This window comes from Pseudomonas sp. LTJR-52, from assembly GCF_003691465.1.
Taxonomy (GTDB): domain Bacteria; phylum Pseudomonadota; class Gammaproteobacteria; order Pseudomonadales; family Pseudomonadaceae; genus Chryseomonas; species Chryseomonas luteola.
Genome location: NZ_CP033105.1, coordinates 3,773,301 through 3,798,895 on the forward strand (window position 1 = coordinate 3,773,301; position 25,595 = coordinate 3,798,895).

Genomic DNA, 25,595 nt, shown 5'->3' on the forward strand with positions numbered 1-25,595 from the left:
TCCTGAAAACAAAGCCTGATTATACACCACTGTATGAATTTACAGTTAACTCGATTCGCATTTCCAGCCCAAGGTCTGTTGCAGCGCTAGGGTCAACGCGTCGGGGGTTGGCTGAATTCACCGCGCTTGAGCTTTTCGACATCGTTGCCCATCGCATCCTTGGCATTAAGGTCTGCGCCCTTGGCCGCCAGATCGTCCAGCACACTCTTGCGTTGAAAAAGCGCAGCGTACATGGCGGCCGTCTGGCCGGCATTGTTACGCTGGTCAGGGTTGCACGTGGCCTGAACCAGGCGGTGGGCAATAGTAATCTCCCCTTTGAAGATGGCGCCCATCAATGCAGTATTGCCTCGGTTGTCCTGTATGCAGGGGTCTGCGCCTGCAGCCAGCAGCTGCTCGACGGCTTCCTTGTGGCCATGGTAGGCCGCCAGGATCAAGGCGGTGTAGCCTTTTTCATCCTGGGTATTGAGGTCATAATGAGCCTTGATGAACTCCTCCAGCATCTCCTGACGGCCATCACGGGCCGCATCGAAGAAATAGCTTTTGAGCTGTGCCTTTACCGCGTCGGGTGAGGGCTGACCAGGTGTTTTCGCCTCGACTGCAGCCGGCTCGGCTACCGACGCCTCAGGTGGCGGATCAGCCAATACCAATGTGCTGGTGAGGGAAAGCATCGTAATGCCAAGAAAAAATAAGCGCATAGCGTGTTCTCTCGCGGTCAGGGCTGCCCGTGCGCGAGCGGCATTGGGCATGATCTGGCTTGTGCACTGTCTATGGTTACCCGGCTGGCATAAACACTCGCCAGGCAATTTGTCGGGCTTGCCTATCCAGGCAGGCAAGCCCGACAAGGGAGCACGGGCAGGACTAGCCTGCCCGGAGGACATCAGTCCTTGAGGGTCGCGGCCACTTCCTTGACGCGCTTGAGGTCGCCTTTGGCTACCTTGGTCAAGCCTTCGCCATATTCCGCGTCAGCCTTGTAGAAGTACGCCAGCATCATGTTTTTGCTTTCGTCATCCACAACACGCAGATCACCGCCCAGGCTTTCGATCAGGTCCTGACGCTCCTTCTTGCTGTAGGAGCGATACAGATCGCCCGCCTGCTTGAAGTTCTGCTCGCGCTGGATCTTGGCCTGCTGGGTCGTACCGGACAGCGGCAACTGGCTGTAACGTGCGGAAGTGTCTTCCTCACGCGGCTGCAGGCGGCTCGGCTGGTAGTTCACGGAGGTCGCCGTGTGGCCGATGTTCATCGCCCCGTCCTGGTTGCCGTTGTTCACCTCTACGTGAGGCTTGTTGATCGGCAGCTGCAGACCATTGGTACCAACGCGATAGAGCTGCGTATCGGCATAGGAGAACACACGACCCTGAAGCAGACGATCCTCGGAGGGCTCGATACCAGGCACAACATTGGCAGGCGCCATGGCAACCTGCTCGGTTTCCTGGAAGAAGTTGTCTGGGTTCTTGTTCAGGACCATCTGACCAATCTTGCGCTCGGGCACGCCCGGCCAGATCTTGGTGGCATCCAGCGGGTCAAAGTCGAACTTGGGCAGATCTTCTGGGTTGAGCACCTGAACGTACAGGTCCCACTTCGGGTAGTCGCCCTTGTCGATGGCGTTGGCCAGATCGCGGGTCAGATGGCTGTAGTCCTTGCTCTGAACTTCGGCCACTTCCTTCGGATCCAGATTCTTCTTGCCAGACTGCAAGCTCTTCCAGTGGAACTTCACATAGTGAACTTCACCCTTGGCATTGACGAACTTGTAGGCATGTACGCCATTGCCATCCATGGTGCGGTAGCTGGCCGGTGTACCTTCATTGGAGTACAGCTCGGTCAGGGTACGGGTCGCTTCCGGAATGTGAGAGAAGAAGTCGAACGTACGACGCGGGTCATCCAGGTTGGTACGTGGGTCAGGCTTGAACGCATGAACCATGTCCGGGAACTTGATGGCGTCACGGATGAAGAACGTTGGGAAGTTGTTGCCTACCAGATCCCAGTTGCCGTCAGCAGTGTAGAACTTGGTGGCAAAGCCGCGCGGGTCGCGCAGGGTTTCCGGTGAGTGATTACCATGGATCACCGCAGAGAAACGTACGAAGACCGGCGTTTTCTCGCCTGGGCGGAAAACCTTGGCCTTGGTCAGGTCAGAAACGTCGGCCGAGGCGACGAACTCTCCGTGGGCACCCGCGCCACGCGCATGAACGACACGCTCTGGAATACGCTCACGGTCAAAGCGCTGAAGCTTTTGTACCAGTTGCACGTCCTGCAGGAGCGTCGGGCCTGTGGCTCCAGCGGTCTGGGAGTTCTGGTTGTCTCCGACTGGCGCACCGTTGTCACGCGTCAGGGTACCTGCATAGGCCGCCGAAGCGACTGTGGCAGACAGGATGCCCGCTGCAAGCAGATTCAGGGCATATCCGGAAAAGGTCCGAATGGACATTGTTGGGTTCCTCTCTTTTTTAAGTGCTCTGTTCCAAGCACGTAAAGAGTAAGGAACCCGAACCGCTTCGCTAAATTGAATACCTTTTGTTCCGCTATTGGCAGAATCAATAATCAAGCCAAGCGTTTTAGGCTATGGCCGCTACGCAGGGGCAGCGGCCCAGAACCGGTCAGCTACCCTGCAACTCGCGTGCGATCTTGTCCTTGATCACGACGCGTTCTCGTCGGCATCGATTCAGTTCCTCATCGCCACTGTTCTCGACCATCCCTTCGATTTCCAGGATCTCCTGATCCAGCGCATCGTATTGCTCGATCAGCTTGGCAAATTCTGGATTGTTCTGGCGCAGCTCTTCAAACTTCTGAACCTTGTCTGGAAAATCCTTGTGCAAGTTGTGCTCGGCAACCATGTGTGACCTCCTGAGGCAGGTTGAATATCTTGAGCCTTTCAGCCCATCCATATGGTGGACCGCAGCCGTTCGGCAAAGTGCAGCAACGAGAGGCAGCACACTTTTTCAGGAAGCATTTCGAAACAACCAGACGTTTTTGCGGTTCAAAGTGCCCGAGACGTTAGCGATGGCGTCACTACCATTCCACCGCAAAAGGAGTGCTTATGAGCTTTTTCAGCGAATTCAAATCGTTCGCCATGAGAGGCAACGTCGTCGATCTGGCTGTTGGTATCATCATTGGCGGCGCTTTCGGCAAGATCGTGTCGTCATTCGTTGCCGATGTGATCACCCCGCCTCTCGGGATTCTTTTGGGTGGCGTGGACTTTTCGCACCTCGCCATTACGCTGCAGGCTGCCCAAGGCGATAAACCGGCAGTGCTGCTATCTTACGGCAAGTTCCTGCAATCGATCTTCGACTTCATCATCATTGCATTCGCCATTTTCAGCGCCATCAAGGTTCTGAATCGACTGCGCCTGCATGAGGAAAAGAAGGCAGCGGCCGGCCCTACCAAGGATCAAGTACTGCTGACTGAAATTCGCGACCTGCTCAAGGAACAAAGCCAGAAGCCTGAGGCCACCGTCACACGTAATGACCCTCCGACCTCTTCGTGACTGTTTGCTACAAATAGGGCCCTTGCGGGCCCCATCCGCATCTTTTACCAGTAATTTTCTACCGCGATCTGTCCAGGCCGGCGCGTCAGGGCCAGCTGGAAATCACGTGCCTTGAGCACGGCTCGCGTGTCATCCACCATTTCAGGATTACCACAGATCAGGATGCGGGAGTGCTCTGTTGAAAGCTCAAGCCCTGCGGCCTTCTCCAGCTCACCGTTTTCGATCAGGGTCGTGATTCGCCCCCTCAGCGCGCCGGGATGATCCTCACGGGTTACAACAGGAATATAGATCAGCTTCTGTGCAACCCCTTCCAGGTACTCCAACTCCGCCAGCCCCTTAATCATTTCCTGATAGGCCAGGTCCTTTGCTTCCCGGACGCTATACACCAGCACGATACGCTCATACCGCTGCCAGACATCCGGCTCCTGAAGCATGGACAGAAACGGTGCTAATCCCGTACCGGTGGATAACAGCCATAAATCGCGTCCGCCGGTAAAGCGCTCCAGGGTGAGATACCCATAGGGCTGCTTTTCCACCAGCAACGTATCACCCGGCTTGAGGCGACTCAGCTCGCTGGTAAAGGCTCCGCCAGGCACGACGATAGAAAAGAACTCCAGAAATTCGTCATGAGGCGCTGAGACCATTGAATAAGCGCGCCAGACGATTTCGCCGTCTGCCTTTTCGACACCCAGGCGGGCAAACTGGCCGGCACTGAAGCGAAAGCGCGGATCACGCGTCGTACGCAGGCTGAACAGGTTATCGGCCCAGGGCCACACCTCCGTAATGGTCTGCCGGGTGTATTTCTCGTCACTGGCGGTCATGCTGGGCTACCTCGTTTTCCGGGCCGATATCAGGCCGTCATGAAAACAAGCCCGGCACTGGTTTTCAACGGACAAACTGTAGGTGTAACCGGCCGGACTAACGCGCCAGCCAACCACCGTCCACGGCCAAAGTATGACCGTGGACATAATCCGAGGCAGACGACGCCAGAAACACCACAGGCCCAGCCAGGTCGATTGGCTCGCCCCAGCGACCTGCCGGAATACGTCCCAGGATTTCTGCGTTGCGCTGCTCATCGGCACGCAAGGCTGCCGTGTTGTTCGTTGCCATATAGCCGGGCGCAATGCCATTGACGTTGATACCGTGCTTGGCCCACTCGTTGGCCAGCGCCTTGGTCAGCCCCATCAAGCCACTCTTGGAGGCTGTGTAGGATGGGACACGGATGCCGCCCTGGAAAGACAGCATCGAAGCGATATTGATGATTTTGCCGCCATCCTGCTGCGCTATGAATTGACGCGCCACGGCTTGAGAAAGAAAGAACACCGTCTTGAGGTTGACGCCCATGACATCATCCCAATCTTTTTCGGTGAAATTCAGTGCATCCTCACGCCGGATCGTTCCGGCATTGTTGACCAGGATATCGATACGACCAAAAGCCTGTAGCGCCTCATCCACAATAAAGGGCACCGCATCCGTGGCGCTGAGATCTGCCCGGATGCTCACGAATCGTCGGCCCTTGGCCTCTACCTCACCCTGGGTGTCATGGGGTTCGCGCCGGCTGATCCCAACAATATCGCAACCGGCACTGGCCAGAGCTACACACATGCTCCTTCCCAATCCGGCATCACACCCGGTGATGATCGCGACCTTGCCTGACAAATCGAATGGGTTAGCCACCATGATGCCTCCTGAGGGGTGGTAAACGCGGGCTGACCTGTCATCCTGAGCCCGCAAAACGTCTGTTCGACCCGCCAGACGCCCGGCGCGTTCAGCCGGCATCCAGAGAAAAGAGCAGCATAAGCAATGCCGCTCCCCTACACTGACGCCTTTGTCGTCAGCTCCGATCTTCTGCCATGGTTCTACTATCCACACCCTTTGCCCAACTTGACCTGCACCGCCAGCCACCCCGCCGGGACGATCCGTTACAGGCTTTCGATGCGGCGGATGAATACCTGCTTAATCATCTGGCCGAACAGGGCCTGCCAGACAACACCCGAATTCTGGTGTTAAACGATAGTTTCGGCGCCCTGGCGGCAAGCCTGGCTGATCAGGGTCACGTTGTTTCCAGTGGAGATTCCCATCTTGCAGCCCTCGCGCTTAACGATAACCTGCAGCGCAACGGGCGTGATGGTCGGGTGCTATTCGTGCCATCCAGCGAGCCGGTTAAAGGCCCCTTTGACCTGGTGCTGATCCGTATTCCAAAAACCCTGGCCTTGCTGGAGGAACAGCTGATTCGCCTGCATGATCAGCTGGCACCGGGTGCGCGAGTCATCGCAGCAGCCATGATCAAGCATCTGCCGCGCGCAGCAGGAGATCTACTTGAGCGTTATATCGGCAGTGTCCAGGCATCGCTGGCAGTCAAGAAGGCGCGCCTGCTGTTTGCCACACCCGAACCCAGGGAGCAGATAGGCTCACCCTACCCGACCCATTACCGCCTGGACGACCCAGCGCTGACACTGATCAATCACGCCAACGTGTTCTGCCGAGAAGGGCTCGATATCGGGACACGCGCCTTTCTTCCACATCTGCCTACTGACTTGGGCAATGCACGCGTGGCCGACCTGGGCTGCGGCAATGGCGTATTGGCCATCACCAGTGCACTGACCAATCTCCAAGCGCAGTACACGCTAGTAGATGAGTCCTATATGGCGATCCAGTCGGCACATGAAAACTGGCGTGCCGCCCTAGGTGATCGTCCCGTCACGTTGCGCGCCGATGATGGGCTGGCCAGCCAACCGGCTCGCTCGTTGGATGTAGTGCTGTGCAACCCACCGTTTCACCAGCAACAGGTAGTGGGGGACTTTCTGGCCTGGCGGATGTTTCAACAGGCGCGTGCTGCTCTCGACCGCCAGGGTGAACTCTGGATCGTCGGCAATCGCCACCTCGGTTATCACCTCAAGCTCAAGCGGCTGTTCAAGCGCGTCGAACAGGTTGCTGCCACCCCGAAATTCGTGGTGCTGCGTGCGGTCGAAGCTAACTGAGCGTGATGCTGTGCCCTATGCCAGACCTTATTCAAGCGGGCTGGCATAGCGGGTAACGTGCCTCAGCGCAGTATCCAGACTGGATGATTCCGCCTAGGCTGGGTCGCCACCGTTTTAAGATAGGCGCCAGGTGATGCCTTTTGCCTACTGACAGGACGAACATACGCACCGGATGGGATCTTACGTGCCAGGGTTACCTTTTGATCTTCACATCTTTGCCATTTTGATAGAGGTCTGCGGCGTTTTGGCGGCGATCCATGCCGTCATTACCGTTCGTACGGCTCAGGGCGCCATGGCTTGGGCCATTGCATTGGTTTTTATGCCGTTTCTGAGCCTGTTGCCTTATCTGGTTTTTGGTCGGCGTCGTTTCGATGGTTATGTAAAGGCGCGCCGACAGGCCGATGAAGAGATGGCCCGCGTTGCTGCCGAGCTGAACTGGCGCCCGTGGATCGCTGAGGCCCTGGCTGCGCAGCAATGCAGCGCGGCAAACCGCAAGCTCAAAGCCATGACGGCGCTGACCCGCACCCCCTGTGTAGCCAGCAACAAGGTGCGTCTTCTCGTCAACGGATCGGAAACCTTCAGCGCCATTCTGGGCGCTATTCGGGAAGCCCGGCAGGTTGTGCTGGTGCAGTTTTTCATCATTCATGACGACGCTCTTGGCCGGGCACTGCAAAACACGCTGATCGAGCGGGCCAGGGAGGGTGTCGAGGTGTTTCTCCTTTACGATGCCATTGGCAGCCATGCCCTGCCGCGGAGCTACGTGTCAAAGCTTCGTGAGGCAGGCGTGCAGGTCAAGGCATTCAGCAACCGCCGAGGGCTGATCAACCGCTTTCAGGTCAACTTTCGCAATCACCGCAAGATCGTGGTGGTGGATGGTGAAGTAGGATTTGTCGGCGGACACAACGTGGGTGAGGAATACCTGGGGCACAAGCCACCGTTGGCTCCCTGGCGCGACACCCATATCGAAATTCGTGGGCCCGCTCTGGCGACTCTGCAGGAAACCTTTGCCCAGGACTGGTTCTGGGTGACCAAAAAGCTTCCAACCCTGGTGCTGCCTGAACGTTATGAGGATGGCGGCATGCTGTGCCAGGTGGTTGCCAGCGGTCCGGCGGACGATCAGGAGACCTGCTCGCTGTTTTTTGTCGAGGCGATTCACTCGGCGCAGCGGCGAATCTGGATCACAACGCCCTACTTCATCCCTGATGAGGCCGTCTCAGCCGCACTGCACTTGGCCGCTCTACGCGGCGTCGATGTGCGCATCCTTCTGCCGTCACGCCCGGATCACAAGGTGGTATACGCCGCATCCTACCTGTATGCCTTCAAGGCGGTGGATGCGGGCATTCGAGTCTTCAGCTATCAACCAGGCTTTCTGCATCAGAAGGTGGTGCTGATCGATGAGGAGGTTTCCGCCATCGGTAGCGCCAATCTGGATAATCGCTCGTTCCGGCTGAATTTCGAGATCATGGTCATGACCGTGGATACTGACTTCGCCTGGGAAGTGCGCTCGATGTTGGAAGTCGACTTCTCCAAGTCGGTCGAGCTGACGCCCAAGGACAATGCCAATGTTCGGCGCCTGCACAAGGCAGCCATGCGGGTAGCCCGACTGTTCTCGCCGGTCCTTTAGCCCAGTGGAGCGACACCCAGGCCATCCACGAGTCGCTCCAGGGCACGCAGACCGGCAACGGAATTGCCGTAGCTGTCCAGGCGGGGCGACCAGACGCAAATGCTCATGCGGCCGGGAACGATGGCCACAATACCGCCACCCACTCCGCTCTTGCCGGGCAGCCCGACGCGCCAGGCAAAATCCCCCGCGGCGTCATACAGGCCGCACGTCAACAGTAATGCGTTGAGCTGCCGCGTCTGCTGAGGCGACAATACCTCGCTCCCATCGTGGGGATTGATGCCCCGGTGAGCCAGAAAGGCGAACGCGCGGGCCACATCCATGCAGCTCATGGACAGCGCACAGCCATGGAAATAGGTTTCCAGCACCTCATCCACTTCGCCATGCAAGTTTCCATAAGCCTTCATGAGGTAAGCCAGTGCAGCGTTACGCGCCTTGTGATCCATCTCTGAACGCGCCACCCGCGTATCGAAGTTGATAGTCGGATTGGCACTTAACCGCCGCGCCTGTTCGCGCATCAGGTATTGGATGGACATGATGCGCGAAACCAGGATATCGGTTACCAGCAACGCACCGGCATTGATGAAAGGATTGCGCGGGACGCCCCGCTCCACTTCCAGCTGTACGATGGAGTTGAACGCCTGACCGGAGGGCTCCCGGCCTACACGCGTCCAGATGTCCTCTTCCGGCAGCCGCTGCATGGCAATGACCAGGTTGAGCACCTTGGAAATGGACTGGATGGAAAACGGTGTATCCCCTGCCCCCGCCTGGAAGACTCGACCCTCTACATCGCATAGAGCAATCCCGAATTGATCGGGTTCTACCTGGGCCAGTGCCGGGATATAGTCAGCAACCTTGCCTTCGCCCATGTCTTGCCGTGCCTCCTGGGCAACACGATCAAGCAGGGTTTGCAGGACTTCAGGGGAGCATGTTTCGGGCATGGGCGGCTTCGCTGCTTACAAAGGAGTGCCAGTGTAAGAAAGCGCAGCCGCAACGCCTAGTGATTCGTCGTTATAGTCCCAGCTCGCTCAGCCCGGGATGATCATCCGGTCGACGTCCCTGCGGCCAGCGGAACAGGCGCTCGGCCTCGGTGATCGGCAGATCGTTGATGCTGGCATGCCGCTCCACCATGAGCCCCTGCTCATTGAACGCCCAGTTCTCATTGCCATAGGCGCGAAACCAGTTGCCGGAATCGTCATGCCACTCATAGGCGAAGCGTACGGCGATCCGGTTGCCATCATGGGCCCATAGCTCCTTGATCAGCCGGTAGTCGAGCTCGCGTTGCCACTTGCGCGTAAGAAAACCTACGATGGCTTCGCGTCCCTTGATGAACTCGGCCCGGTTACGCCAGATGCTGTCGTTACTATAGGCCAGTGCAACCTTGTGGGGATCGCGGCCATTCCAGCCATCTTCCGCTGCGCGGACCTTTTGGCGTGCAGTTTCCTGCGTAAAGGGTGGCAATGGGGGTCTGCTTTCCATGGGCGTGTCTCCAAGACGGTAAGACAGATAGCGTAGATGAAAGCCTACCGTGCAAGCGGACAATCTGCCTGGAGAAACGGACAAAAGAAGACCCCGGCGAGTGCCGGGGTCTGATGTATCAGGATTTAAGGCCGGCGGCAGTCATGACCAGCCGCAGCCCATAGGACACAATGCCCAGGGCCACGATACTGCAGGCCCAGATCAGGACCATCCAGCCGAGACGCTTGATCAGCGGTTGGTTGTCAGCTGGATTGGGTTCACGCTCTTTGCCGGCCATGATCAATGATACCCCTCGCCTGTACGAACCTTACCGCGGAACACGTAGTAGCCCCACGCCGTGTACATCAATGTGATCGGGATGATGAACAGCGTACCGATGAGCAGGAACAGCTGGCTCTGCGGTGGCGACGAGGCTTCCCAGATCGAAATCGCCGGCGGGATGATGTTGGGCCACAGGCTGATGCCCAGGCCGCTATAGCCCAGGAAGATCAGGATCAGCGTTAGTACGAAGGGAGATACATGAGCCTCTTCCTTCAGGATCGCGCGCAGCAGGAACACGACTGTTACCAGCACGAGAATCGGCACAGGCAGGAACCAGAACAGGTTCGGCATGGTGAACCAGCGCTGGGAGATGGCGTCATGGGACAGCGGCGTCCACAGGCTGACGGCTGCAATGAACAGCAGCAGCAACAGTACCAGCGGCTTGGTCATGCGACGCATAGAAGCCTGTAGCGGGCCTTCGGTTTTCATGATCAGCCAAGTACTGCCCAGCAGTGCGTAGGCAGCGATCAGACCAAAACCACAGAACACCGAAAAAGGCGTCAGCCAGTCCAGCGAGCCACCGGCATACTGACGATTCTCCACATGGAAGCCGTCGATGAAGGCACCCAGCGCGACCCCCTGACAGAAGGTTGCCAAGAGCGAGCCGAAGATAAAGGACTTGTCCCAGAGCCCTTCCTTGCCTTCCTGCACCTTGAAGCGGAACTCAAAGGCTACGCCACGGAAGATCAGGCCGATCAACATGAAGATCAGCGGCAGGTAGAGGGCCGGCAGAATGACGCCATATGCCAGCGGGAAGGCGCCGTACAACCCGGCCCCTCCCAACACCAGCCAGGTTTCGTTACCGTCCCAGATCGGAGCCACGGTGTTCATCATGACATCGCGCTCTTCCTTGCCCTTCACGAAGGGGAAGAGAATGCCAATCCCCAGATCGAAGCCGTCCATGACTACGTACATCATCAGGCTGAAAATGATGACCACCGCCCAGATCAGCGCGAGGTCAATACCAACAATTCCAGAAGCCATGTTCAGTGCCCCGTCAGTTGATCATGGGAATGAGCCTTTTCGGTACCTTCATCAGTAGCCGAAAGGGGGCGCTTCGGATGACGATCGTGTCCCGGTCCACCCTGGGTAGGAAGGTCGCCTTCACCGGTATGTGGTCCTTTGCCAATCATGCGCAGCGCATAGACCGTACCGATACCAAAGACCGCGAAATACACAATTACGAAGCTGACCAAGGTAATGCTCAGTTGCGTCACGCTGTGGTTGGCTACACCATCCTTGGTACGCAAGAGGCCATATACGATCCAGGGCTGACGCCCCACTTCGGTGGTAAACCAGCCTGCCAGCAGAGCGATGAGACCGGCCGGCCCCATGCACATGATCAGGCGCAGGAAGGCCTTGGTTTCATACAGCTTATGTCTCCAGCGCAGGAACAGGCTCCACACACCGGCAGCAATCATGAGCAGCCCCAGGGCCACCATGATGCGGAATGACCAGAACACCACATACGCCGGCGGACGATCCTCTTTCGGGAAGTCCTTGAGTGCGGGAATCTGCTCGGTAAAGCTGTGCGTGAGGATCAAGCTGCCCAGCACAGGGATCTCGACCTTGAAGCGGGTTTCCTCACGCTCCATATCCGGCAGACCGAACAGAATCAGCGGCGTTGCCTCACCGGGCGGATTCTCCCAATGGCCTTCGATCGCCGCGATCTTGGCTGGCTGGTGCTCCAGCGTGTTCAAGCCGTGGGCATCCCCCACGAACGCCTGGATCGGCGCCACGAACAGGGCCATCCACATGGCCATGGAGAACATCTTGCGAATGGCCGGGTTATTGTTCCCACGCAACAGGTGCCAGGCCGCCGATGCGCCGACCAGGAAGGCCACCGACAGGTAGGCCGCAATAGTCATGTGCGCCCAGCGGAAGGGGAACGACGGGTTGAAGATTACTTCCAGCCAATGGACTGGCACTACGCGGCCATCGACAATCTCGTACCCAGCCGGGGTATGCATCCAGCTGTTCGAGGACAAAATCCAGAACGTGGACATCAGGGTGCCAATCGCCACCATGATGGTGGACAAAAAGTGCAACCCACGTCCTACGCGGTTCCAGCCAAACAGCATGACCCCGAGGAAACCCGCTTCGATAAAGAAGGCGGTCAGCACCTCGTAAGTCAAGAGCGGACCCGTTACGGCACCGGCGAAGTCGACAAAGCCGCTCCAGTTGGTACCGAACTCATACGCCATGACCAGTCCGGACACTACACCCATTCCAAAGAAGACCGCGAAGATCTTCAACCAGAAGTGGTACAGGTCCTTATAGGTAGAGTCGTTGGTTTTGAGCCATAGTCCTTCGAGAACGGCTAGAAAGCTCGCCATTCCGATAGACAAGGCAGGGAAGATAATGTGGAACGAGACGGTGAATGCAAACTGGATCCTCGCAAGATCCAGAGCCTCCAAGCCGAACATAGGCGGTCCTCTTCAGGCAGCCGGTGCGTTTATCACGCAGGCGGTCAATAACGTTAAGCAAATCACAAGGCAATGTTTCGAGCGCTTGCGTGCTCAATTCGTTCTAACGGAACGCTTGAAAGGTGGTCCGACTATCGCATTTTAAGCCGCAAGGCTCTGACGTAGGTCAACGTCTGGATTCATTCTAGACCTCTAAAACGCAGTGGGGTCCGTGGTCAGATGTCGCGCGTCAAGGTGGCGCACACAACTTGTTACCCACCAAGTGTTTCAGAATATATATCGATCAGTGCACAAAAAACGCTTGCCGAGGCTATGATGAGAGACCTCTCGAAGAGCCCCATCATGACCTCAGACCCTTTATATTTGCGTCATCACCGACCCTTTCTGGCGTTCTGGTTTGCCCGCGTCTGTACCGCCAGTAGCTTTCAGATGCTCACCGTAGCCATTGGCTGGCACATCTATTCACTGACACATAATGTGCTCGACCTGGGCCTGGTCGGCCTGGTGGAGTTCCTGCCGCGCCTGTTCTTCATGTTGTATACAGGGCATGTGGCGGACCGCTACGACCGACGTAAGGTAGCCGCACTCTGCCAGACAGGTCAGGCCCTTACCGCACTGGTGCTGGTCTACGGCAGCCTGACCGACAACGTGACCCGTGAACTAATCTTTATCCTGGCCTTCATGCTGGGCACCTGCCGGGCCTTCGAAATGCCGGCGACCCAGGCGCTTCTGCCCAACATCGTCCCCGCCTCGCTATTTCCCCGGGCCGTTGCGGCCTCGGCCTCCGCCATGCAGGGTGCGACAATCGTGGCGCCAGCGTTGGGTGGTTTTCTGTACGCCTTGGGTGCCTTCTGGGTCTATGCACCGGCAACGGCCCTGTATGGTGTGGCAATTCTCCTCGTGCTGAGCCTGCCTGCGCGTGAACAGCAACCGCGTAAGGAAAAGGCCAGTCTGGATTCGCTGCTGGCCGGGATTCGCTTCATTCGCAGCCGCCGCGATATTTTCGGTGCGATCTCCCTGGACCTTTTTGCCGTTCTGCTGGGCGGCGCAACGGCACTGTTACCGGTGTTTGCTCGGGACATTCTGATGACCGGCCCATGGGGGCTGGGCCTGTTGCGCTCAGCACCCGCCGTGGGCGCCCTGCTGATGTCGTTTTGGCTCGCGCGCTTTCCCATCGAGCGAAACGTCGGACGCATCATGTTTATCTCGGTAGGTGTGTTTGGCGTGGCAACCATCGCCTTTGGTCTTTCTACCTCGTTCTGGTTCAGCCTGGCCGTGCTGGCGGTTCTGGGAGCGGCTGACATGATCAGCATGGTCATTCGCGGCGCCTTTGTGCAACTGGAGACGCCGGATGAAATGCGCGGCCGCGTCAGTGCCGTCAACGGCCTGTTCATCGGTGCCTCAAACCAACTGGGCGAGTTCGAGTCCGGTGTAACGGCAGCCTGGCTGGGCACAGTGCAAGCGGTAGTGCTGGGCGGCGCAGGAACGCTGATCGTGACAGGCCTTTGGATCAAGCTCTTCCCTACCCTCGCCAAACGCGACCACTTGCATACCCTCAAACCCAGCTGACTCACTGGAAGGCTGCCTGCGAGTCGGCAGGCAGCCCTTTACCCCTCTGAACTCTCGCAAGCTGCCAACGGTCAGGTGACAAGGACTTTTCACCCAATTGCTTGAGGGTTTGCCATGAAAATTTCACTCGATGGCCAGGTTGCGCTGGTCACCGGCGGTAGTTCAGGGATCGGCGCCGCGTCAGCCAAGGCCTTGGCTCAGGTAGGCGCAGCCGTTGTCATCAACTACCACACCAATGCCGAGCCTGCTGAAGAGCTTGTCGACGAAATCAAGGCGGCCGGTGGTCAGGCCATTGCCGTGGGCGCTGATGTCGGTGATGAGCAGGCCGTCGAACAGCTCTTTGCCAAGACGATCGAAACCTTTGGCCGTCTGGACATCCTGGTCGCCAATTCCGGGCTTCAGCGCGATGCACCCTCCCACGAGATGACCCTCAAGGATTGGAACATGGTCATCCAGACCAACCTGACCGGCCAATTCCTGTGCGCACGCGCCGCCATCCAGCAATTCCTGAAACAGGGCGTCAATACCGACCTGTCACGCGCGGCGGGCAAGATCATTCACATGAGCTCGGTACATGAGGTCATTCCGTGGGCAGGCCATGTCAATTACGCGGCCTCCAAGGGTGGGGTCAGCCTGATGATGAAAACCCTGGCTCAGGAAGTGGCTGAAAAGCGCATCCGCATCAACAGCATTGCGCCCGGCGCCATCGCCACGGCCATCAATGAAGAGGTGACTGGCAACGAGGAAGGCCGCCGCGAATTGCTCAAACTGATCCCCTACAAGCGTGTCGGGGATGTGGAAGACATCGGCAATGCAGTCGTCTGGCTGGCATCCGACCTGTCCGACTATGTAGTAGGTACTACTCTCTTTGTCGATGGTGGCATGTGTCTGTATCCAGGATTCCAGGACAATGGTTGATCGCAACGCCGGGATTCGGTCCATCGATGCCCATGGAGTCATCGGCGACATGCGCACCTGCGCGCTAGTCGCCGATGACGGCAGCATCGACTATTTCTGCTGGCCTGACCTAGATAGCCCCTCGGTTTTTACCGCCTTGCTCAATGGTGACGAGGCCGGACTGTTCACGATTGCACCCAACCGTCCCAACGCCAGACGCCAACAGATCTACCTCCCCGACAGTAACGTCTTGCAGACCCGCTGGCTTGATGACGACGGCGCCGTCGAGTTGACCGACTGGATGCCCATCCTGACGGAAGAGAACACCATGCCCCGTCTGGTGCGGAGGGTTTATGCCGTCAAAGGCGACTCGCGCATTTGTCTGAAGTGTTCACCGCGGCTTGATTACGCCCGGGCTGAAACCAGGGCTATGGTAGAGCATGGCAGCATTGTGTTTCAGGCCGAGGGCCAGCGCAGTATGCGCTTGGCCGGTTCCGAGACGCTTACGCTCGACGGGAATACGGCCGTAGCGGACTTCACCCTCAAGGAAGGAGAAAGCGCGACATTCGTCTTTGGCTGCGCCGAAGATCGACAAGTCCTGGAAGAAGATCTTGATCTCTGCCTGAAGCACACCCTCAGGTTCTGGCAGCGATGGGCTCGTCAAAGCAACTATACTGGCCGCTGGCAGGAAATGGTCTCGCGCTCGGCTCTCGTGCTCAAGCTTCTGGTCTCGCAGCAACACGGTTCCATTGCTGCTGCGGCAACCTTCAGCCTGCCGGAAACACCGGGTGGCGAGCGTAACTGGGACTACCGGGCTACCTGGATACGAGACGCGTCCTTTACCGTCTACGCCTTCATGCGCCTGGGATATACCGACGAAGCCAACCACTTCATGAGCTGGGTGGGCGACTGTATCGAGCGCAGCAGCGATCTGCCGCAAAAGTTACAGATCATGTACCGCCTCGATGGCGGTCGGGAGCTACATGAAGAGGAATTGGATCACCTGAGCGGCCATGGTGGTGCTAAACCTGTACGTATTGGCAATGATGCGTTTGGTCAGGTCCAGCTAGATATCTATGGCGAATTGATGGATGCCGTTTATTTATCTAACAAATATGGTCAAGCCATTTCGCGCCGAGGTTGGATGCATGTTGTCAGCATCATTGATTATGTTTGCGGGCACTGGCAATTCAGAGATGCCGGTATCTGGGAAATTCGTGACGAACCCCAGCACTTTCTACATTCGCGACTGATGTGCTGGGTGGCTATCGATCGTGCCATCCGATTGGCACAAAAGCGTTCCCTCTCTATGCCTTATGAGCGCTGGCTCAAAACGCGCGGGGATATACAGGAAGATATCTGGACTAATTTCTGGAACAAGGAAAAAGGTCACTTTACTGCGATTCAGGGGAAGGACACATTAGATGCCTCTCTGCTCCTGATGCCGTTGTTCAGATTTGTCAGCGCAACAGACCCGGCGTGGCTGGCAACTCTAGATGCCATCAAGGAGCGTCTGGTCTGCGATGGTATGGTCAAGCGCTACGATCAGTCTGAAATGTCCGATGGACTCTCAGGTGAAGAAGGCTCGTTCGCGGCCTGCTCATTCTGGTATGTAGAGTGCCTTGCGCGGGCTGGCAGGATAGACGAGGCGCATATGGAGTTTGAAAAACTCATGAAATACGCAAGCCCTGTAGGACTCTTTGCCGAGGAGCTTGACGCCCGTGGACGTCACCTGGGTAATACTCCTCAGGCCCTGACCCATCTGGCCCTGATCAGCGCCGCCTACTTCCTGAACCGCAAACTCTCCGGCAGTGATACCCAATGGCAACCGTAGCAGGCCTGCTTCCGCTCTGACTCAGGCCCTTCGGTTTCGCCCCTCCTCGACGGACTATAGCAAAATGACATATGGAGGCGATTCAAGCTCCGCTTGACGCCTTTTCGTGTTATCTTTTTATATTGAACGATCAATTAATAAAAATGACTACAAACGACGGGCAAGGAATGTCCCTTTTTCGAATCACCTTGAGCTACTAGCCCGACAGCATCGCGAGTGACCGGAAACCCGCGACTCGACTGTACGGACTCTTTGGCACCTGCCCTATAGGAGAACATGCTCCATGAGCAGCACGACCCCATCCGGTAACGTACGACTCAATCCGCCCGCCTTTTACAGCGCGGCCACAGCGATCCTGGTCTTTGCTTTGGTGGTAATCGCCTTCCCCGAGCGCGCCGGAGCCTGGCTGCTGGAAGCCCAGACATGGGCCTCACAGACGGTAGGCTGGTACTACTTACTGGCCATGACGCTTTATCTGGTCTTTGTCATCGTCACGGCCCTTTCAGGGTACGGCAAGATCAAGCTTGGCGCAGATCACGATCAGCCTGAGTTCAGTTACCTTTCATGGGCCGGCATGCTATTCGCAGCCGGTATCAGTATTACCCTGTTCTTTTTCTGCGTGTCAGAACCCCTGACGCATTTCATGCATCCCCCTCAAGGCGAAGGCGGCACGCAGGCTGCTGCGCGTCAGGCCATGCAACTGCTCTTTCTGCACTGGGGATTGCATGGTTGGGGGGTCTTTGCACTCGTTGCCATGGCATTGGCCTATTTCGCCTATCGCCATAACCTGCCCTTGGCCTTACGTTCAGCGCTATACCCTCTGATCGGCAAGCGCATCAACGGCCCTATTGGCCATGCGGTAGATTGCTTCGGCATCATTGCCACCGTTTTCGGCCTGGGCGCCGATATGGGCTTTGGTGTGCTTCAGCTCAACTCGGGCCTGGACTATCTGTTCGGTGTACCCCATACCCAATGGGTACAAGCCCTGCTGATTGCCGTGATGATGGGAGCCGCCATTCTTGTTGCCGTATCAGGTGTGGACAAGGGTGTGCGCGTCATGTCCGATATCAACATGCTCCTGGCGGTCGGTCTGCTGTTGTTTGTCCTATTTGCCGGGCCGACCCAGCACCTGCTCAATACGCTGATCCAGAACATCGGCGATTATCTGGGCGCTGTTCCCACCAAGAGCTTTGACCTCTATGCCTATGACAAACCGTCCGACTGGCTGGGCGGCTGGACCGTATTCTATTGGGCCTGGTGGATCGCATGGGCACCCTTTGTAGGCCTGTTCATCGCGCGAATTTCCCGTGGTCGTACCATTCGTGAATTTGTCTTTGGCGTACTGTTCATTCCGCTTGGCTTTACCCTCGCGTGGTTGTCCATCTTTGGTAATAGCGCGCTGGATCAGGTGCTAAACCACAACCTGACCAGCCTGGCCGAAACGGCTATTCGCGAGCCATCCATGGCGCTCTATCACCTCCTGGAAACGTATCCTGCCAGCCGTATTGTCATTGCGGTGGCGGTATTCGTAAGCTTTGTGTTCTTCGTGACATCGGCGGACTCGGGCACTGTGGTGCTGTCGACCCTGTCCTCGACAGGCGGCGAAGCGGACGAAGACGGTCCCAAGTGGCTGCGCGTCTTCTGGGGAACGGCTACTGCCCTTGTCACGGGCGGGCTGCTGGTCGCCGGTAGCATGGATGCACTGAAGTCTGCGGTGGTCCTGACCTCTCTGCCCTTCTCGCTGGTAACCCTGCTGATGATGTGGGGCTTGCACAAGGCGTTCTACACCGAATCGCAGCGGCAACGGGCACGATCACATTCCCTGGCCCCGGTGTCTCAGGCCAACCCACGCCGCAGCGGCGGCTGGCGTCAGCGCCTTGCCAAGGCTGTTCACTTCCCGTCGCGCGATGAGGTCTATCGGGTAATGGATACCATTGTTCGCCCGGCAATTGAGGAAGTGGCCGGGGTATTCCGGGAAAAAGGACTGGCCGTACAGACCGAGCTTGATCCTACCAATGCCAACCTGAGCCTTGAGGTTGGTCATGGCGAACAGCATCCTTTTATCTATCGAGTCATCATGCAGGGGTATTTCACACCCAGCTTTGCCCGAGCGGGCATGGGCGGGCTGCACCTGAAAAACCGTCGCTACTACCGTGCAGAGGTCTATCTGGCTGAGGGCAGCCAGGATTATGACTTGGTGGGCTACACCAAGGAGCAGATCATCAACGACATGCTCGACCAGTACGAGCGGCACCTGCAGTTCCTGCATCTAGTCCGCTGATCTCATCTTACCCGGGACGTCACTCGGCGGCCTGGGTGGATACCGGTGTTGCCCTTCTAGGCATAGCAGTGGTGAAATGCTTCTTGCCCCGAATGCTGCGACTCTAACAGCCGGGGCATAGCGATCCAGGAAAATGCTTTCGAAATCCCGATATCCAACATCCAGCCCACCCGATTAAACAAAGCCAAGATCAGGCTGACCCTCTAAGACTCGGAACTTAACGAAGCATCATTATCAGGATGCCTTGTTTCGCGGTCTTAACGCCTTGCTACAAGGAATACCGCAAACACATCCGACAATGCCTGCGATTGCTTCAGGACCGCCATTACGATTCGTGATCGTTTCGTTAGTTATCTTGCTATCAAATGTTAGCCGGAAAGCGCGTATAATAAGGCTCTAGCGCGGCTACGCCGTCTGTGGCTGCCACCTCTTGAGGAGGACGTCATTGCCTCACGCCCCTGTTTCATCTGCAGCACCGCCATCACGACATCCTGCCCTGCAGTGGGCTGCCCTGATTGTTGTATCCAGTCTGGCTTCCTTTTGCCTTGATCGTGCCGGTATCCCTGCGGCCATGTTCCTAGGGCCCATGCTGGTCGCCATCTGCTTTGGCGTCAAAGGGGCCACGATCCGTCTACCCAAACCACTGTTCCAGCTAAGCCAGGGCGTGGTGGGCTGTTTGATCGCCCACTCCATGACAGCGGCCGTTCTGCTTATGGTCGCTACGCACTGGCCGGTCATGCTGCTGGCCACTGCCATTACCGTTCTGCTCAGCGTACTGGTGGGTATCATCCTGGTTCGCTTCGGCGGTTTACCCGGCTCCACCGCCGCCTGGGGTACTACGCCCGGCGCGGCCTCCGCCATGGTTGCCATGGCGGAGGAATACGGGGCGGACTCCCGCATCGTGGCAACCATGCAGTATGTACGTGTTGTTTGTGTAGTCGTGATCAGTGCCCTAGTTGGCCGCTTTTTAGGGGCTGAAGGTACAGGAGCAGCCTCTCACTCGGCCGCGATCACCTTTGACTGGAACACCCTGCAGTCATTTGGAATTACGCTGGCCGTCGTGGTAGTAGGCGTCTGGTTAGGCAAGCGCCTGCCGGCCGGCGCCCTAATGGTGCCTATTGCGTTGGGCACCATATTGCAGCTCAACGGTTGGGTAACCATTACCCTTCCCCACTGGTTACTGGCCATCGCGTTTGGCTCGATGGGTTGCTATGTAGGCTTGCGGTTCGATAAAACCACGGTGCGCTATGTCACCCGAGCCCTGCCCAAGATGATCATGGCCTCGCTGATGTTGATCGCCATGTGCGCTCTTTCGGCCCTGTTCCTGGCTCATCTGATGAACAAGGACTTTTTGTCCGCCTACCTTGCGACCAGTCCTGGCGGCCTGGACTCGATGGCGATCATCGCTGTGGACAGCCATGCGGACGTCGGGCTGGTACTGGCCATGCAGGCCTTGCGCTTGATTGGCGTGATCGCATCCGGGCCGTTCCTGGCCAAACAGATCGCCCGCGTGGCGCGAGTCTGATCTATACAGCCTCGGCACTAACGCCGAGGCTTGGCCCGTGCAGTCGCCTCCGCAACGAGCGGGTCATCCGGCCAATAGTGCTTTGGATAGCGGCCTTTCAGGTCTTTCTTTACTTCGGCATAGGTGCTGCGCCAGAAGTTAGCCAGATCCTGGGTAACCTGCACCGGGCGCTGCGCAGGGGACAGCAGGTGCAGCTTTACAGCAAGCCGTCCGCCGGCGATCCGAGGGGTGTCGGCCAAGCCGAACATCTCCTGCAATCTGACGGCCAGCACGGGCGGCTCCTCGGTGTAGTCCAGCCGGATACGGGAGCCTGAAGGTACCTCTATCGAGCGGGGCGCCAGCTCGTCCAGGCGGCTTGGTAGCGGCCAGGGTAACAAGCCCTGCAGGATGGCGCCCAGATCGAGCTGAGCGAAATGGGACAGGCGAGTCACCCGTCCCAGATACGGTAGCAGCCAATTCTCCAGCATTGCCAGCAGTGCCGTGTCGGTCACGTCAGGCCACTCGCTGAGACCGCCCTGCTCCAGGTCCAGCCGCCGCAGAAGCATGACTCGTGCCTGCCACTGGCGCAGCTCCGGTGTCCAGGGCAAGAGTTCAAGCCCTTTACGCCTGACTAGCCCCAGTAATGCCCGGCTGCGCGCGTCATCATCCAGCGAACTCAAGGGTTCGCGGGAAAGGACCAGTTCACCGATCCGCACCTGCCGCTCGGCGCGCAGTACGCCCTCTCGCTCGTCCCAGTCCACCTCCTCATGGGTCGATACCTGCTCGGCCAGAGGCCCTTCAAACAAGGCAGGATCAAGCTCGGCAGCCAGATAGATACGCTCTTCACGCTGCCCTTGTCGGCTCCCAAGATCGGCAATCACCAACCACGGTGATTTCATCAGCGAATCGACATCGGCAAACAGTGCCGCACGGCCATTGGCCAGCCGATATTCTGCACCGCCGGATCGGCGCTGGTGTGCGACCCGCTCCGGGTAAGCAAAAGCCAGCAGACACCCTACCCAGCGTGGATGATCCGGATCGCTCACAGGCATTTCGGAAGCGCCACGCAGCAAGCCCTTGAATTGTCTTGCCAGCTGGCGAATTCGCGCGATACCACCTCGTGGCCCTTTCCCTTCGCCTGCCAGCAGCGCAAGGCGAGTCTGTATATCCGCACCCTCGCCACGCACGATATCCCGCTCAGATAAAATAGCCGCCAGATCACACGCCAATGGCGCCAACCCCAGGGCCTGTCCCCGAAGCAGAAGATGAGCCAGTCGCGGATGAGCCGGCAGGATGCTCATGGCCTGTCCATGGGCTGTCAGGGCCGTTCGGTCAGCATTGAGCGCACCCAGACGCACAAGCAGATCCTGTGCCTGTGCCTGGGCCGCAGCAGGAGGTTTGTCCAACCAGACCAGCTCATCTGCATCAGCGCCCCAGCGCGCCAGCTGAAGCGCAAGCCCAGCCAGATCAGCCTGCAGCATTTCCGGTGAATCATAGGCGGGTAGCTGGTCATGCTGCGTCTCCGACCACAAGCGATAGCACACTCCTGGCTCCAGACGCCCCGCCCGTCCCGCTCGCTGGGTGGCCGAGGCGCGAGAGATGCGTCGCGTCGCTAGCCGCGTCATGCCACTGCCGGGATCGAAGGCGGTCTCCCGGGCAAGTCCGGCATCTATCACCACCCGAACGCCTTCGATGGTAAGACTGGTTTCGGCGATATTGGTCGCCAGCACAATCTTGCGAATACCGGCCGGTGCCGGCTCAATCGCTGCTCGCTGGGCAGCCAGATCAAGCTCACCGTAGAGCGGCGCGATCCGGATATCCACCCTGCCAGCCAGCGCCTCATCCAGCAATTCATGAACCCGCCGGATTTCAGCCTGCCCCGGCAAAAAGACGAGCAGGCTTCCGTCCTGCTCATCCAGTGCCTGCTGGATGGTTTGAACAACCCTGGGCTCCAGGCGCTCGTCCGTCGAAGTGGGCCGCCCCCATTTGATCTCCACCGGAAACATGCGCCCCTCGCTGCGCACCACCGGAGCCCCTTGCAGCAAGGCCGAAAGCCGCTCACCCTCAAGGGTTGCGGACATGACCAGGACCTTGAGCGGAGTGTCACGCAAGAGCTCACGCCCATTCAGAGTGAGTGCCAGCGCCAAATCGGCATCCAGGCTTCGCTCGTGAAATTCGTCGAAAATGACCAAACCAACGCCTTCAAGGGCAGGATCATCCTGCAAGCGACGCGCAAGAATACCTTCCGTAACGACCTCGATCCGCGTCCTGGGCCCTACCTTGCTCTCCAGGCGAATGCGGTATCCCACCGTCTCGCCCACCGGTTCGCCATACTCGGCCGCTAGCCGCTCCGCCGCTGCCCGAGCGGCCAAGCGCCGCGGTTCCAGCATGAGAATCCGCTGACCCGCCAGCCAGGACTCATTCAGCAGCGCCAGCGGTACACGTGTGGTCTTGCCTGCACCTGGAGGTGCCTCCAGCACAGCTTCGTCGCGCTCGACCAGGGCGGCGCGCAGGGTGGGCAATACGGTATCGATGGGTAATGGCGTCATTCTGCTGTGCACGTGGTCATATACGGTGGCTGCTGATTATAACGACTCCAGCGGCCCGCTTCCGGCCTCTCGCAACGCCGGTTATAGTGCGGTTTCCTGACCTATGGAGGTGTTTATGCCAATGCGCACTCGCCTGATCTGTGGCGCCCTTGCTGCAGCAGTGCTGACCCAGATTTCGGCCTGCGGTACGCTGTTTTACCCTGAGCGTCGCGGCCAAATTACTGGCCAGATCGACCCGGGCATTGCCATCCTGGATGCGGTAGGCCTGCTGTTCTACATCATTCCCGGCCTGATTGCGTTCGGTGTTGATTTTACGTCCGGAGCCATCTACCTGCCCAACGACCAGCACGCCTCGGTCGATCCGCAAAAGCTAAAAGACGCTATCGATGTGGATGGCAAGGTGAACAAGGCGCGCCTCAAAGCCATCATCGAACAGGAAACCGGCCGCTCCCTGCCGCTGACCGATCCACGCCTGATTCAGCACAGCGGCAGCCCTGAGCAATTGGCCGCCTTCGGGTTGCGCCCTGCGGCATAACACCTGATGAAGAGCCGTACCGAACACGCCAGGCTGTTGCGCCTGGCCACCACTGCTTCACTCGCAGTGGCTGGCCTGCTCATTACCGTGAAGGCCATCGCCTGGTGGTTCAGCGGATCGGTCAGTCTGCTCGCTGGGCTGACCGATTCCATGCTTGATGGCGCGGCCTCCCTGTTCAACCTGCTGGCGGTGCGCTATTCCCTAAAGCCCGCCGACGACGACCACCGTTACGGCCATGGCAAAGCGGAATCGTTGGCGGGTATTACCCAGGCCCTGTTCATTGGCGCCAGCGGAATCCTGATCGGTATGCAGGCCATCGGACGCCTGAAAGAACCTGAACCCTTGGGAACGCCTTTGCTAGGCATTGCAGTCATGATCTTTTCATTGATTGTGACTGCGGGCCTGCTGATGCTACAGCGGCACGTCATTCAGATTACAGGGTCCGCAGTGATTCGCGCCGATTCTCTGCATTACCGCTCTGATCTTCTGCTCAACACCAGCATCCTGATTGCCCTGATTGCTGCCAGCTACGGCTGGGATCAGCTGGATGCCATCTTTGGCCTGGGTATTGCGCTGTATATCCTTTGGAGTGCCATTGGAATCGCACGCGACTCGCTAAGTGTGCTGATGGATCAGGAGTTGCCCTATGAAGTCAGCGAGCACATGTTGACGCTGGCGTGCAGCGTGCCCCAAGTCTTGGGGGCTCATGATTTGCGCACGCGTATTTCGGGAAGCCATTGGTTCGTCCAACTGCATCTGGAGCTACCGGGAGAAATGACCCTATCCGAAGCCCATCGCCTGTGCGACGAGGCCGAGGCGGCGATCATGGCGGAGTATCCGCAGGCCGAAGTGCTGGTGCATGCCGACCCGCTGGATGCACCCGATGTCCCCCATCGGCATCCGCTGCCTCCGAACTGAGGGCTCAAGGGCGTCTGACCTTTTCAAATTACAATCAGACGATTCTACTTAATAGGTCACGTTATATCCCCTACCACTTAGGCAGGCGCCCAGCGAACGTCGATAACGATCCGCCACATCAGCCGGTGGCGCAGTGGTTGCTCGGGATGGATCAAAACCTGACTCGCTGACCGCCCAACGCTGGCAGTCATAACGATCCTGCTCCATCTGGGCCTGTGTCTGACCATAGGCAGGGCTTATGGCGACATCAAAAGCATTGCTGCTAATGGCATAGCCACCGTTTTGCACAGGCGGCTCCACGACAATGTAACGATTGTATTCCGGTTGCGGCTGGTAATAGGTGCCAGCCGCAAAGTAATAGGTCAGCCCGCCGATCACCAGAGTTTGCGCATAGTTAGGCAAGTTGCTGACATACACGCCGCGCGGCGGTGTCACGATGACATAACTCGACCCTTGTGGGCGGTACCAGTAGCCGTCGGAGTAATAATACTCATAGCGTTGATGCCAGATACGGGTGTACCGGGGCGGCGGGCGGCGTAGCACATAGCCGGGACGCCAATCAGGGTTTGGTCCCCAGCCACGACGATCAAAGTCGTTGTGCCTGCGCGGGCGATTCCAGTTGCCGTACGGCCCATAATCAGGATGATCAATGACACGGGGCTGATTTTCCCAGCCTCGATTCAGATCATTCGGCCCGGATTGCTCCCAGCGAGCACGCTCATCGCCACGCCGAACGGCATCGGGTCGATTCCAGCCGTCTTCCCGAGAGTGGTTCGCCTGCCCTGTGACCTCTCGCGGAGGCGCGGTAATAAACCGTACACCGTTTTCATCGACCCGCTCGACAGGCCGCCGGGGAAAATCATAGCGTTGATGGGGAAGATCCTGACCACTGCCGGTCTGCCAGCGCGAGCCATCCTGCCCGATAGGGCGACCCGCTCCCGGACGAGGCCCGGCATTAGGATCCATTCCCCGAGAGGGCGAGTAGTCCGGGTGATCTCCAACGCGACCCTGCCCCGCCTGAGGCTGAGGCGCAGCGCCGCCGGACGGATTGCCGAACTGCGTCTGTCCGGCCTCAAAAGGCCCTGCCAGCACGTGGCCTGCGCTCAATGCGACTATCAGACCGATACCTGTCAAACGCCCGCGGCGCTTCATGACCCTATCTCCTGCTTACCGCCGGTCGCTCCGAAAATGGCGAGGCGGCGGTC

At 58.2% G+C, this 25,595-nt stretch carries 22 protein-coding genes; 10 read left to right on the forward strand and 12 right to left on the reverse strand.

Annotation, left to right across the window (positions count from 1 at the left end; genetic code table 11):
- Positions 1–92: 92 nt before the first annotated feature.
- From EAW52_RS17640 to EAW52_RS17650, 3 genes are all read right to left on the reverse strand, one after another.
- On the reverse strand, positions 93–695 hold the full coding sequence (locus EAW52_RS17640) for an ankyrin repeat domain-containing protein (protein WP_122044851.1): 603 nt from the start codon (positions 693–695) through the stop codon (positions 93–95).
- Between the two features lie 182 nt (positions 696–877).
- Positions 878–2,419, reverse strand: coding sequence for a catalase (locus tag EAW52_RS17645; RefSeq protein ID WP_010797154.1), 1,542 nt, complete (start codon positions 2,417–2,419; stop codon positions 878–880).
- 169 nt (positions 2,420–2,588) lie between these two features.
- Positions 2,589–2,825, reverse strand: a complete 237-nt coding sequence (locus EAW52_RS17650) for a YdcH family protein (RefSeq protein ID WP_010797153.1) — start codon at positions 2,823–2,825, stop codon at positions 2,589–2,591.
- Between the two features lie 203 nt (positions 2,826–3,028).
- On the opposite strand from EAW52_RS17650, the gene mscL reads away from it, so the two are divergent.
- Complete coding sequence (gene mscL, locus EAW52_RS17655; protein WP_010797152.1) at positions 3,029–3,475, forward strand: large-conductance mechanosensitive channel protein MscL; 447 nt, start codon at positions 3,029–3,031, stop codon at positions 3,473–3,475.
- Positions 3,476–3,519: 44 nt separating this feature from the next.
- Here the strand turns inward: mscL and EAW52_RS17660 are convergent, their stop codons facing one another.
- Together EAW52_RS17660 and kduD are read right to left on the reverse strand one after the other, a co-directional pair.
- Complete coding sequence (locus tag EAW52_RS17660; protein ID WP_122043394.1) at positions 3,520–4,296, reverse strand: ferredoxin--NADP reductase; 777 nt, start codon at positions 4,294–4,296, stop codon at positions 3,520–3,522.
- Positions 4,297–4,393: 97 nt separating this feature from the next.
- On the reverse strand, positions 4,394–5,155 hold the full coding sequence (gene kduD / locus EAW52_RS17665; RefSeq protein WP_122043395.1) for a 2-dehydro-3-deoxy-D-gluconate 5-dehydrogenase KduD: 762 nt from the start codon (positions 5,153–5,155) through the stop codon (positions 4,394–4,396).
- Between the two features lie 173 nt (positions 5,156–5,328).
- Here kduD and EAW52_RS17670 point away from each other — a divergent pair, with 173 nt between their 5' ends.
- Together EAW52_RS17670 and cls are read left to right on the forward strand one after the other, a co-directional pair.
- On the forward strand, positions 5,329–6,456 hold the full coding sequence (locus EAW52_RS17670; RefSeq protein ID WP_122043396.1) for a class I SAM-dependent methyltransferase: 1,128 nt from the start codon (positions 5,329–5,331) through the stop codon (positions 6,454–6,456).
- A 172-nt stretch (positions 6,457–6,628) separates the two neighbouring features.
- Positions 6,629–8,080 (forward strand): cardiolipin synthase, encoded by a 1,452-nt coding sequence (gene cls, locus EAW52_RS17675; protein ID WP_074822936.1) that lies wholly within the window; start codon positions 6,629–6,631, stop codon positions 8,078–8,080.
- Here cls and glsB read toward each other — a convergent pair.
- The 5 genes from glsB to EAW52_RS17700 form a co-directional block, all read right to left on the reverse strand.
- Positions 8,077–8,991, reverse strand: a complete 915-nt coding sequence (glsB, locus tag EAW52_RS17680; RefSeq protein ID WP_372238928.1) for a glutaminase B — start codon at positions 8,989–8,991, stop codon at positions 8,077–8,079. The two genes, cls and glsB, sit on opposite strands and share 4 nt — an antisense overlap.
- 97 nt (positions 8,992–9,088) lie before the next feature.
- Complete coding sequence (locus EAW52_RS17685) at positions 9,089–9,556, reverse strand: nuclear transport factor 2 family protein (RefSeq protein ID WP_074822938.1); 468 nt, start codon at positions 9,554–9,556, stop codon at positions 9,089–9,091.
- A 118-nt stretch (positions 9,557–9,674) separates the two neighbouring features.
- Positions 9,675–9,833 carry a DUF2474 domain-containing protein gene (locus EAW52_RS17690; RefSeq protein ID WP_010797145.1) on the reverse strand — a complete coding sequence of 53 codons (159 nt, stop codon included), beginning with the start codon at positions 9,831–9,833 and terminating at the stop codon, positions 9,675–9,677.
- A 2-nt stretch (positions 9,834–9,835) separates the two neighbouring features.
- Positions 9,836–10,861, reverse strand: coding sequence for a cytochrome d ubiquinol oxidase subunit II (gene cydB, locus EAW52_RS17695; protein ID WP_074822941.1), 1,026 nt, complete (start codon positions 10,859–10,861; stop codon positions 9,836–9,838).
- 2 nt (positions 10,862–10,863) lie between these two features.
- On the reverse strand, positions 10,864–12,303 hold the full coding sequence (locus tag EAW52_RS17700) for a cytochrome ubiquinol oxidase subunit I (protein WP_010797143.1): 1,440 nt from the start codon (positions 12,301–12,303) through the stop codon (positions 10,864–10,866).
- Positions 12,304–12,645: 342 nt separating this feature from the next.
- Here EAW52_RS17700 and EAW52_RS17705 point away from each other — a divergent pair, with 342 nt between their 5' ends.
- From EAW52_RS17705 to EAW52_RS17725, 5 genes are all read left to right on the forward strand, one after another.
- Positions 12,646–13,872: an MFS transporter gene (locus EAW52_RS17705; RefSeq protein WP_122043398.1), complete on the forward strand. Its 1,227-nt coding sequence runs from the start codon at positions 12,646–12,648 to the stop codon at positions 13,870–13,872.
- A gap of 114 nt (positions 13,873–13,986) precedes the next feature.
- Positions 13,987–14,790, forward strand: coding sequence for an SDR family oxidoreductase (locus tag EAW52_RS17710; protein WP_122043399.1), 804 nt, complete (start codon positions 13,987–13,989; stop codon positions 14,788–14,790).
- The gene (locus EAW52_RS17715) at positions 14,783–16,603 is read left to right on the forward strand and encodes a glycoside hydrolase family 15 protein (RefSeq protein WP_122043400.1); all 1,821 of its coding nucleotides are present in this window, start codon (positions 14,783–14,785) and stop codon (positions 16,601–16,603) included. The genes EAW52_RS17710 and EAW52_RS17715 overlap by 8 nt, the downstream gene beginning before the upstream one ends.
- 283 nt (positions 16,604–16,886) lie before the next feature.
- Positions 16,887–18,884, forward strand: coding sequence for a choline BCCT transporter BetT (gene betT, locus EAW52_RS17720; RefSeq protein WP_122043401.1), 1,998 nt, complete (start codon positions 16,887–16,889; stop codon positions 18,882–18,884).
- Positions 18,885–19,329: 445 nt separating this feature from the next.
- A complete protein-coding gene (locus tag EAW52_RS17725) occupies positions 19,330–20,409 on the forward strand; it encodes an AbrB family transcriptional regulator (RefSeq protein ID WP_122043402.1) in 1,080 nt (359 codons plus the stop codon).
- A gap of 17 nt (positions 20,410–20,426) precedes the next feature.
- Here EAW52_RS17725 and hrpB read toward each other — a convergent pair whose 3' ends face one another.
- On the reverse strand, positions 20,427–22,937 hold the full coding sequence (hrpB, locus tag EAW52_RS17730; RefSeq protein WP_122043403.1) for an ATP-dependent helicase HrpB: 2,511 nt from the start codon (positions 22,935–22,937) through the stop codon (positions 20,427–20,429).
- A 115-nt stretch (positions 22,938–23,052) separates the two neighbouring features.
- Here hrpB and EAW52_RS17735 point away from each other — a divergent pair, with 115 nt between their 5' ends.
- Together EAW52_RS17735 and EAW52_RS17740 are read left to right on the forward strand one after the other, a co-directional pair.
- A complete protein-coding gene (locus EAW52_RS17735) occupies positions 23,053–23,472 on the forward strand; it encodes a polyribonucleotide nucleotidyltransferase (protein WP_122043404.1) in 420 nt (139 codons plus the stop codon).
- Between the two features lie 6 nt (positions 23,473–23,478).
- Positions 23,479–24,390, forward strand: a complete 912-nt coding sequence (locus EAW52_RS17740; protein ID WP_122043405.1) for a cation diffusion facilitator family transporter — start codon at positions 23,479–23,481, stop codon at positions 24,388–24,390.
- A gap of 48 nt (positions 24,391–24,438) precedes the next feature.
- Here the strand turns inward: EAW52_RS17740 and EAW52_RS17745 are convergent, their stop codons facing one another.
- Positions 24,439–25,542, reverse strand: coding sequence for a DUF6515 family protein (locus EAW52_RS17745; protein ID WP_122043406.1), 1,104 nt, complete (start codon positions 25,540–25,542; stop codon positions 24,439–24,441).
- Between the last annotated feature and the right edge of the window lie 53 nt (positions 25,543–25,595).

Bases quoted from the DNA above. Each gene is read 5' to 3' on its own strand.
- EAW52_RS17705 (WP_122043398.1), top strand. From the start codon at position 12,646: ATGACCTCAGACCCTTTATATTTGCGTCATCACCGACCCTTTCTGGCG.
- EAW52_RS17700 (WP_010797143.1), bottom strand. From the start codon at position 12,303: ATGTTCGGCTTGGAGGCTCTGGATCTTGCGAGGATCCAGTTTGCATTC.
- EAW52_RS17670 (WP_122043396.1), top strand. From the start codon at position 5,329: ATGGTTCTACTATCCACACCCTTTGCCCAACTTGACCTGCACCGCCAG.
- kduD (WP_122043395.1), bottom strand. From the start codon at position 5,155: ATGGTGGCTAACCCATTCGATTTGTCAGGCAAGGTCGCGATCATCACC.
- cydB (WP_074822941.1), bottom strand. From the start codon at position 10,861: ATGGCTTCTGGAATTGTTGGTATTGACCTCGCGCTGATCTGGGCGGTG.
- EAW52_RS17745 (WP_122043406.1), bottom strand. From the start codon at position 25,542: ATGAAGCGCCGCGGGCGTTTGACAGGTATCGGTCTGATAGTCGCATTG.
- hrpB (WP_122043403.1), bottom strand. From the start codon at position 22,937: ATGACGCCATTACCCATCGATACCGTATTGCCCACCCTGCGCGCCGCC.
- betT (WP_122043401.1), top strand. From the start codon at position 16,887: ATGAGCAGCACGACCCCATCCGGTAACGTACGACTCAATCCGCCCGCC.
- EAW52_RS17660 (WP_122043394.1), bottom strand. From the start codon at position 4,296: ATGACCGCCAGTGACGAGAAATACACCCGGCAGACCATTACGGAGGTG.
- EAW52_RS17735 (WP_122043404.1), top strand. From the start codon at position 23,053: ATGCCAATGCGCACTCGCCTGATCTGTGGCGCCCTTGCTGCAGCAGTG.
- EAW52_RS17690 (WP_010797145.1), bottom strand. From the start codon at position 9,833: ATGGCCGGCAAAGAGCGTGAACCCAATCCAGCTGACAACCAACCGCTG.
- EAW52_RS17640 (WP_122044851.1), bottom strand. From the start codon at position 695: ATGCGCTTATTTTTTCTTGGCATTACGATGCTTTCCCTCACCAGCACA.
- EAW52_RS17650 (WP_010797153.1), bottom strand. From the start codon at position 2,825: ATGGTTGCCGAGCACAACTTGCACAAGGATTTTCCAGACAAGGTTCAG.
- cls (WP_074822936.1), top strand. From the start codon at position 6,629: ATGGGATCTTACGTGCCAGGGTTACCTTTTGATCTTCACATCTTTGCC.
- EAW52_RS17645 (WP_010797154.1), bottom strand. From the start codon at position 2,419: ATGTCCATTCGGACCTTTTCCGGATATGCCCTGAATCTGCTTGCAGCG.
- EAW52_RS17715 (WP_122043400.1), top strand. From the start codon at position 14,783: ATGGTTGATCGCAACGCCGGGATTCGGTCCATCGATGCCCATGGAGTC.
- EAW52_RS17740 (WP_122043405.1), top strand. From the start codon at position 23,479: ATGAAGAGCCGTACCGAACACGCCAGGCTGTTGCGCCTGGCCACCACT.
- mscL (WP_010797152.1), top strand. From the start codon at position 3,029: ATGAGCTTTTTCAGCGAATTCAAATCGTTCGCCATGAGAGGCAACGTC.
- EAW52_RS17685 (WP_074822938.1), bottom strand. From the start codon at position 9,556: ATGGAAAGCAGACCCCCATTGCCACCCTTTACGCAGGAAACTGCACGC.
- EAW52_RS17710 (WP_122043399.1), top strand. From the start codon at position 13,987: ATGAAAATTTCACTCGATGGCCAGGTTGCGCTGGTCACCGGCGGTAGT.